The sequence below is a fragment of the Streptomyces sp. NRRL S-244 genome (assembly GCF_000717915.1).
In the GTDB taxonomy this organism is placed as follows: domain Bacteria; phylum Actinomycetota; class Actinomycetes; order Streptomycetales; family Streptomycetaceae; genus Streptomyces.
Genome location: NZ_JOCX01000045.1, coordinates 20705 through 27540, shown reverse-complemented (window position 1 = coordinate 27540; position 6836 = coordinate 20705). Strand labels below are relative to the sequence as shown.

The 6836-nt window shown below is 74.1% G+C and carries 7 protein-coding genes and 2 pseudogenes; 6 read left to right on the top strand and 3 right to left on the bottom strand.

Going from position 1 to position 6836, the window contains the following annotated elements; translation table 11 throughout:
* The 3 genes and pseudogenes from IF02_RS34620 to IF02_RS0131000 form a co-directional block, all read left to right on the top strand.
* A pseudogene (locus tag IF02_RS34620) lies at positions 1–104 on the top strand (ABC transporter permease); the annotation flags it as partial.
* An 8-nt stretch (positions 105–112) separates the two neighbouring features.
* On the top strand, positions 113–895 hold the full coding sequence (locus tag IF02_RS0131005) for a sirohydrochlorin chelatase (RefSeq protein ID WP_030162910.1): 783 nt from the start codon (positions 113–115) through the stop codon (positions 893–895).
* A 112-nt stretch (positions 896–1007) separates the two neighbouring features.
* Positions 1008–1448 (top strand): hypothetical protein, encoded by a 441-nt coding sequence (locus IF02_RS0131000; RefSeq protein WP_051696663.1) that lies wholly within the window; start codon positions 1008–1010, stop codon positions 1446–1448.
* Positions 1449–1459: 11 nt separating this feature from the next.
* On the opposite strand, the gene IF02_RS0130995 is transcribed toward IF02_RS0131000, so the two are convergent.
* Positions 1460–2461 carry a ketopantoate reductase family protein gene (locus IF02_RS0130995; RefSeq protein ID WP_030162908.1) on the bottom strand — a complete coding sequence of 334 codons (1002 nt, stop codon included), beginning with the start codon at positions 2459–2461 and terminating at the stop codon, positions 1460–1462.
* A gap of 46 nt (positions 2462–2507) precedes the next feature.
* Here IF02_RS0130995 and IF02_RS0130990 point away from each other — a divergent pair, with 46 nt between their 5' ends.
* On the top strand, positions 2508–3356 hold the full coding sequence (locus IF02_RS0130990) for an aldo/keto reductase (RefSeq protein ID WP_030162906.1): 849 nt from the start codon (positions 2508–2510) through the stop codon (positions 3354–3356).
* Positions 3357–3383: 27 nt separating this feature from the next.
* Here IF02_RS0130990 and IF02_RS0130985 read toward each other — a convergent pair whose 3' ends face one another.
* Positions 3384–3935, bottom strand: coding sequence for a DUF1697 domain-containing protein (locus IF02_RS0130985; protein WP_030162905.1), 552 nt, complete (start codon positions 3933–3935; stop codon positions 3384–3386).
* Positions 3932–5217: pseudogene (gene mgt, locus IF02_RS0130980) on the bottom strand (macrolide-inactivating glycosyltransferase). The gene IF02_RS0130985 and the pseudogene mgt overlap by 4 nt, the downstream one beginning before the upstream one ends.
* A 71-nt stretch (positions 5218–5288) precedes the next feature.
* Between mgt and IF02_RS0130975 the strand changes: the two are divergent.
* Positions 5289–6164, top strand: a complete 876-nt coding sequence (locus IF02_RS0130975; RefSeq protein WP_030162900.1) for a phosphotransferase enzyme family protein — start codon at positions 5289–5291, stop codon at positions 6162–6164.
* A 23-nt stretch (positions 6165–6187) separates the two neighbouring features.
* Entirely contained in the window at positions 6188–6811 is a 624-nt protein-coding gene (locus tag IF02_RS0130970) for a hypothetical protein (protein WP_030162896.1), read from the top strand.
* The last annotated feature ends 25 nt before the right edge of the window (positions 6812–6836 follow it).

The following is a 6836-nucleotide window of genomic DNA, read 5'->3' as shown; positions in this document are numbered from 1 at the left end:
CCATCACCCTCATCCTCGTCGTCGGCATCGCCATCGACCTCCTCATCTTCAGCCCCATCGAACGCCACGTCCTGCGCAACCGCGGCCTCCTGGTCAAGAGCTGAGCCGCGCCATGCGTCCCCTGTTCCGAGCCCCCGCACCCGCGAGCGCCCCCGTCCTGCTCGTCATCGCCCACGGCAGCCGTGACCCGCGGCACGCGGCGACCGTGCACGCCCTCACCCGGCGGGTGCGGGCGCTGCGGCCGGAGCTGCGGGTGGAGACGGCCTTCCTGGACTTCGACACCCCGACGGTGGCGCAGGTGACCTCCGCCCTTTACCGGTCCGGCGTACGGGAGGTCGTGGCCCTCCCGCTGCTCCTGACCCGGGCGTTCCACGCGAAGTCCGACATCCCCGCGGTGCTGGCCGAGGCCACGTCCCGCCTGCCGGACCTCTCGGTCCGGATCGCGGACGTCCTCGGCCCGTCCCCGCTGCTGGTCGGCGCCCTGGAGCGCCGCCTCGAGGAAGCGGGCCTCACCCCGGCGGACCGCGCCACCACCGGTGTGGTGCTCGCGTCCGCCGGTTCCTCAGACCCGGAGGCGATCGCAGTGATCGCTGAAATCGCGCGGGAGTGGCGGCACACCGGTTGGTGCGCCGTGCGGCCTGCGTTCGCCTCCGCTCGCCTGCCCCGTACGGAGGACGCCGTACGGGCGCTGCGCGCCGAGGGCGTGCGCCGGGTGGCGGTGGCCCCGTACGTCATCGCCCCCGGGCGCCTGCCGGACCGTATCGCTGCGGGCGCGGAAGCCGCCGGGGCGGACCTGGTGGCCGACGTCCTCGGCGCGGCCCCCGAGTTGGCCCGTCTCCTCCTGCTCCGCTTCGACGCGGCGTCACACGGCGTGCCCCTCCTCGCCGCGGCCTGATTCTCGTTCGAGTGAATCGAGGGCTCGGGTCAGTGGATCACGGGTAGTCCAGCCGCGAGGTTCCGTGCATCACACAACGGGATCGATCGTCCTGGCCGCCCCTGGAGGGCTGATGTCCATGTCACGCCGTACGCGCAAGCTCCTCACCACGTCCGCCGCCGCCCTGATCCTGTCCGTCGCGGGGGCGGGTCTCACCGCCCCCGCGAACGCCGCCCCCACCAGTACGCCGAGTGCGGTACGGGAGGCCCGGGCGGCGGCGTTCAACGCCAGTGGGGTCTGGACCGTCTACCAGAGCAACGCCACCGTGCGGGTGGACCTGAGGCAGGACGGCAGCGGGAACCTCTACGGATCCACGTCGTCCGGAAACACCGTGGGGACCGTGCAGGAGGGCTCCGTCACCGGGAACGACATCTACTTCGTCGTCCAGTGGAACCACGGACCCAAGGGCCGCTACACGGGCTCCCTCGGCCCGGACCGCCGGCTCTCCGGCACCACCTACGACATGAACAACCCGTCCAGCCAGGCCACCTGGCGCAGCGACCGCACGTTCTGACGCGGTCCTGGCTAGGCCCTGGCCGCCGCCTCGTCGGCCAGGGCCGTCAGGTCCTCGACCGACATCGCGCCCGGCGGAAGGCCTTCGCGGGCGAAGATGTTCGCCGCGTGGCGCAGGGTGTCGTTCACCGGGGTCGGGACCCCGTGGAGGCGGCCCAGCAGGGAGATCTCGCCGTTGAGGTAGTCCGCCTCGATGGAGCCGGTGCCCCGGCGCAGGGACTGCCAGGAGGAGCCGCCGCGCACGCCGGGCGGCTGGTCGACCTTGCCGTCGCGGGCCGCCGCCTGTTCGGCGTCGGAGGCGTACGCGATCCCCGCCGCCCCGAGCACCGCCCGCCCCTCCCGCTGCGCGCGCAGCAGCAGGGCCGTCTTCGCCGGGTCCGGCTCGGGACCGGTCGTCGCCTGGACCGCGTTGCCCAGGTTCCCCAGCAGCTTCGCGTACTTCCACCGCATGACGTCCTCGACGACGGGCGCCCCGAAGCCGGCCTTCTCCAGGCCGGCCGCGATCCGCCGGGCCCGCGCGTCCGCGCCCCCGGCCGCGAGTCCGATGTGCAGGATGCCCGTCAGCGGCGCGCACAGCGCGGAGACGACGCCCGGCTCCAGGAAGGTGGCGGGCAGCCAGACGCAGACCCCGTACACGCGGGCGAAGCGGCGCAGCGCCAGCCGCTCGCTCTCCACCCCGTTCTGGGCGCACAGCACCGGCAGGCGCTGCGCCGCCGTGCCGCCGCCCGCCACCTCCGCGTCGCCCCACGCGTCGAGCGCGGCGATCGCGTCCTGGGTCTTCACGGTCAGCAACAGGACGTCGTCCGGCCGCAGTTCGCCGAGTTCCGCCGGTCCCGTGACCACGGGGATCCGGTGCACCCGGGCCCCGTCCGCCGTGGTGAGCCGCAGCCCGTCCGCCGCGAGGGCCTCCGCGTGCGCGCCGCGCGCGACGAGGACCACCTCGGCGCCCGCCTCCGTCAGCCGTCCGCCGATGGTCGCGCCGATCGCCCCGGCGCCGATGATGATGTAACGCATGGCCAGGAGCCTGGCACATCCGGCGCCCTCCGTTACCGTCGGGGGCATGGTGGACGACGATTTCCTGCTCGGCGGGGAGCTCCCCGTACGGCGGCTCGGTCTCGGTACGGGCGGCCTGGTCGGCCCCGGCTACTGGGGCCCGCGCGGCAGCCGCGCCGAGGCCCGGGCCCTGCTGCTCACCGCCGTCGAGCGCGGCGTCACGCTCATCGACACCGCCGACAACTACGGCCCCGACCTGGCCGAGGAGCTGATCGCCGACGCCCTGCACCCGTACGGGGAGCAGCTCGTCGTCGCGACGAAGGGCGGGGTGGTGCGCACCGGCCCCGACCGGTGGCACGTCGCGGGGCGGCCCGAGCAGCTGCGGGCGATGTGCGAGGCGAGCCTGCGGCGGCTGCGGGTGGAGAGCATCGGCCTCTACCAGTTGCACCGCTTCGACCCGGCGGTTCCGATGGCGGAACAGCTGGGCGCGCTGGCGGGGTTGCGGGCGGAGGGCAAGATCCGGCACATCGGCCTGGACACGGTGACCGCCGGACAGCTGCGGCAGGCGCTGGAGATCGTACCGGTCGCCGCCGTGCAGAACCCGTACAACCTGATGGACCGGTCCTCGGCGGAGGTGCTCGCGCTGTGCGAGGCGCGGGGGATCGCGTTCCTCCCGTATTACCCCCTGGGCAGCGGGGCCCTGACGCGCGAGAGCGCTGCCGCGGTGACCGCCGTGGCCGCCGAGCACCGGGCGGGGCCGGGGCAGATCGCGCTGGCCTGGCTGCTGCACCGGTCGCCGGTGCTGTGTCCCACGCCGGGGACGGGGTCCCCGGCCCACCTCGCCGAGAACCTGGACGCGGCGACGGTCCGGCTGACGCCGCGGGAGCTGGCGGTCCTCGACGCGCTCGGCGGCTAGTGCGGCGGGGGGCAGCGGGCAGTGGCGTCAGTCGGCCGTGAGCTCGACGAGCTTGACGACGGTGTTCCAGTTGCGGGTCGTCGCGTCGATGCCCTTGAAGACGGCGGGCTTGTGGAGGGCCTCGCCCAGTTTGGAGCGGCCCATGCCGTCCGGGGCGTAGAGGTAGACCACCCGGTCGCCGATCCGGTACTCCTCCGGGAGGTACGCGGGCCCGTCGATCGCGGCGAACCGCTCCTCGGCGGGCTGCGCGGAGAGGAAGGTGGCGTGCAGCTGCCTGCCCTCCAGTTCGGCGGCCGGGAAGGGGCAGGCCCCGGCGACGGCGCGCAGGTACTCCCCGTCGACCACCAGGCAGGCCACGGCGAAGCCGAAGCGGGCCTCGATGGCCCGCTCCAGCTCCCGGGCCAGGGCGGCCTGGTCCTTCTCCGGGCTCGTGAAGACGGCGTTGCCGCTCTGGAGGTACGTCTGCACTTCGGTGAGGCCGAGGCTCGCGAGGACCTCGCGCAGCTCGGCCATCGGGACCTTCTTGGCCCCGCCGACATTGATTCCGCGCAGCAGGGCCGCGTACTTCTTCGTGGTCATGACCGAACGATAGGGCGACGCACCGACAACGCGGTCAGTGCGGCCAGTTCGGCCTCGATGGCGTCGGCGGCCCGTGGCGTACCGCCCTCGCCGGCCATCTCCGCGCGGATGGCCTCGGCGCGGGCGGCGACCCCGGGGTCCTCGACGAGTGCGAGGACGGCCTCCCGCAGGGTGCGGGCGTCGGCCTCCTCCATGGGGACGTGCCGGGCCACGCCGAGGCCCTGGAGCACGTCGGCGTTGCCGAACTGGTCGACGGCCTGCGGGACGGCGACCATCGGGGTGCCGGTGGCGAGGCCTTCCTGGCTGCCGCCGGCGCCCGCGTGGGTGATGAAGGCGTCGGCCTGGCGCAGGATGTCCAGCTGGGGAACCCAGCGGTGGACCTCCACGTTGGCGGGGACGGCGCCGAGTTCGGCCTCGTCGGTGAACTTGCCGATCTGGAGGACGACGTGCCAGTCGGGGAGATCGCCGAAGGCCTCGACGCAGGCGCGGTAGAAGGCGGGCTGCTGGGTGAAGGTGGAGCCGAGGGAGACCAGCAACACCTTCTTCCCGGCGGCCGCGGCCGGTCGCTCCCAGGTGCCCTGGGTGGCGCTGCGGTCGCCCTGGCAGGCGCCGACGAAGGTGTGGACGGACTCGTCGACGCGGTCGGCGTGCGGCTGGAGGACGCGCGGGATGAGCACGATGCTGCGGCGCGGCCGGCCGGCGAAGGAGTCGCTGTCCTCTTCGATGCCGTTCTCGTCGAGCCAGGCGCGGAAGCGGGCGTAGTACGCCCGCCCGCGCTCGGAGGCGCGCAGTCCGGCCGCCATCGGCTCTCCGATCTCCTCCTCGTACCCGGTCCAGGCGACCAGGTTCGGGGAGAGGGAGACGGCGGGGACGCCCCAGCGGTGGGCGAGGACGCGTGCCGGGTAGGAGGTGATGTCGTGGAGGACGAGGTCGGGCTCGTCGCCCTCGAAGGCGGCCACGAGCTGCGGCAGGGCCTGGATGGCGTCGTTCAGGAACGGCTCGATGTTGTCGATGAGCTCGGTGCCCCAGGCTTCGGGCTCGTCGTCCGTGGGGAGGGTGGAGTTCCAGATCACCGGAGTGGCGCCGGTCTCGGCGATCTTCCCGGCGAAGGAGGCGGGGATGGCGTAGCTGACGCGGTGACCGCGGGCGACGAGCTCCCGGATCACTTCGATGCTCGGGTTCACGTGCCCGGGGGCGGCGATGGAGAACATGGCGATGTGTGCGGGCTTGGCTGAGGTCATGGATCGAGCGTAACGAGACGATACGTCTCGTGCAACGCGATATTCCGGCCGGCGCGGGCCGGGGTGCGAGACTTGGCGGATCCACGAAGATCCGGATCCGGAGAGACACGGCATGGACGAGGCGCAGGCCAGGGACGTACTGACGGCGGCGGGCCTGACCGCGGCGGGCCCGACGGGACCGGCCGGGCCGCCCGTGCTGCTGGCGCTGGGCGAGAATGCGGTGTTCGCGGCCGGCGACCTGGTGGTGAAGGTCGGCCGGGAGGCGGCGCTGCTGGAGCGGGCCGAGCGGGAGCTCGCCGTCGCGGGCTGGCTCGAAGGGGCCGGGGTCCCGGCGGTCCGCGCGGCCGAGCCGAAGGCGCGGCTGGTGGCGGGGCACCCGGTGACGGTGTGGCACCGCCTCCCGGACCCGGTCCGCCCGGCCGGCCCCGAGGACCTCGCGGCGCTGCTGCGGCAGATCCACGCCCTCCCGGCGGCGCCGTTCGCGCTGCCCGCACGGGACCTGCTGGGCGGGGTCGGGCGCTGGCTCCGGCTGGCCGGCGAGGCCGTCGACCCGGCCGACGCCGCGTACCTGCTGGCCCGGCGCGACGCCTACGCCGGCGAGGTGGCCGCGCTGACCCCGCATCTGCCACCGGGCACGATCCACGGCGACGCCCTGCCCCGCAACGTCCACGTGGGCCCGGACGGGCCGGTCCTGGTGGACCTGGAGACCGTCTCGGCCGATCTGCGCGAGCACGACCTGGTGGTGATGGCCCTCTCCCGCGACCGGTACGGCCTGCCGGCGCAGTCGTACGAGGCCTTCGTGACGGCGTACGGCTGGGACGTCCGCGACTGGGAGGGCTGCGCGGTACTCCGCGGCGCCCGCGAAACGGCCAGCTGCGCCTGGGTGGCCCAACACGCCCCGGCCAACCCGAAGGCCCTGACCGAATTCCGCCGCCGCGTCACCTCCCTGCGCGACGGCGACCCGGAAACCCGCTGGCACGCGTTCTAGGAGTCCCGTATCGAGGAACGCACATGAGACTGCACACCACGTTCCACACCGCCCGTCTGGGCGCGACGGAGTTCAAGGTCGTCCGCCCGGCCCGGACCCCGGCCCGCGCGGTGCTCGTCGACGACCCCTGGCACCTGAACGGCTGGTTCGACCGGGAAGCCGCGCACGTCACGGCCGGGTTGTGGGCCCTCGCGGCCACGTCGCCCCGGTCGCTGGTCCACCTGCCGATCCGGGCCAACGCGGCAGGCGGACCGGACACGGGCGCGCGGCGCCCGCTCGATCTCGTCCTGCTGCACCACTCCTTGCAGTTCGCCCCGTCCCGGTGGAAGGAACTGCGCGCCCGCCTCGGCCGCGGACGGCCGCGCACCGTGGAGCTGCCCGCCCCCGACCCCGACGCGGAGCCCGAGGCATCCGGCCGGTACCACCGGGAGAACCGGGACCGGTTCCGCCAGCAGATCCACAGCGAGACGCTGTTCATGACCGGCAGCACCCGGACGTTCCGGGAGGCGGCCGTGCAGTTCGCCGACCTCGCCCGCACGGGCCCCGGCCGGGCGTTCAACCATGGGGGCAGGCACTACTGCCGGTCCGTGGGATGCGATCCCGCCGACCGCGACCTGCACATCGAATACCGCGAGGAGTGGCACTAGGGTCCGCCTCCCTGCCCCGGCAGGG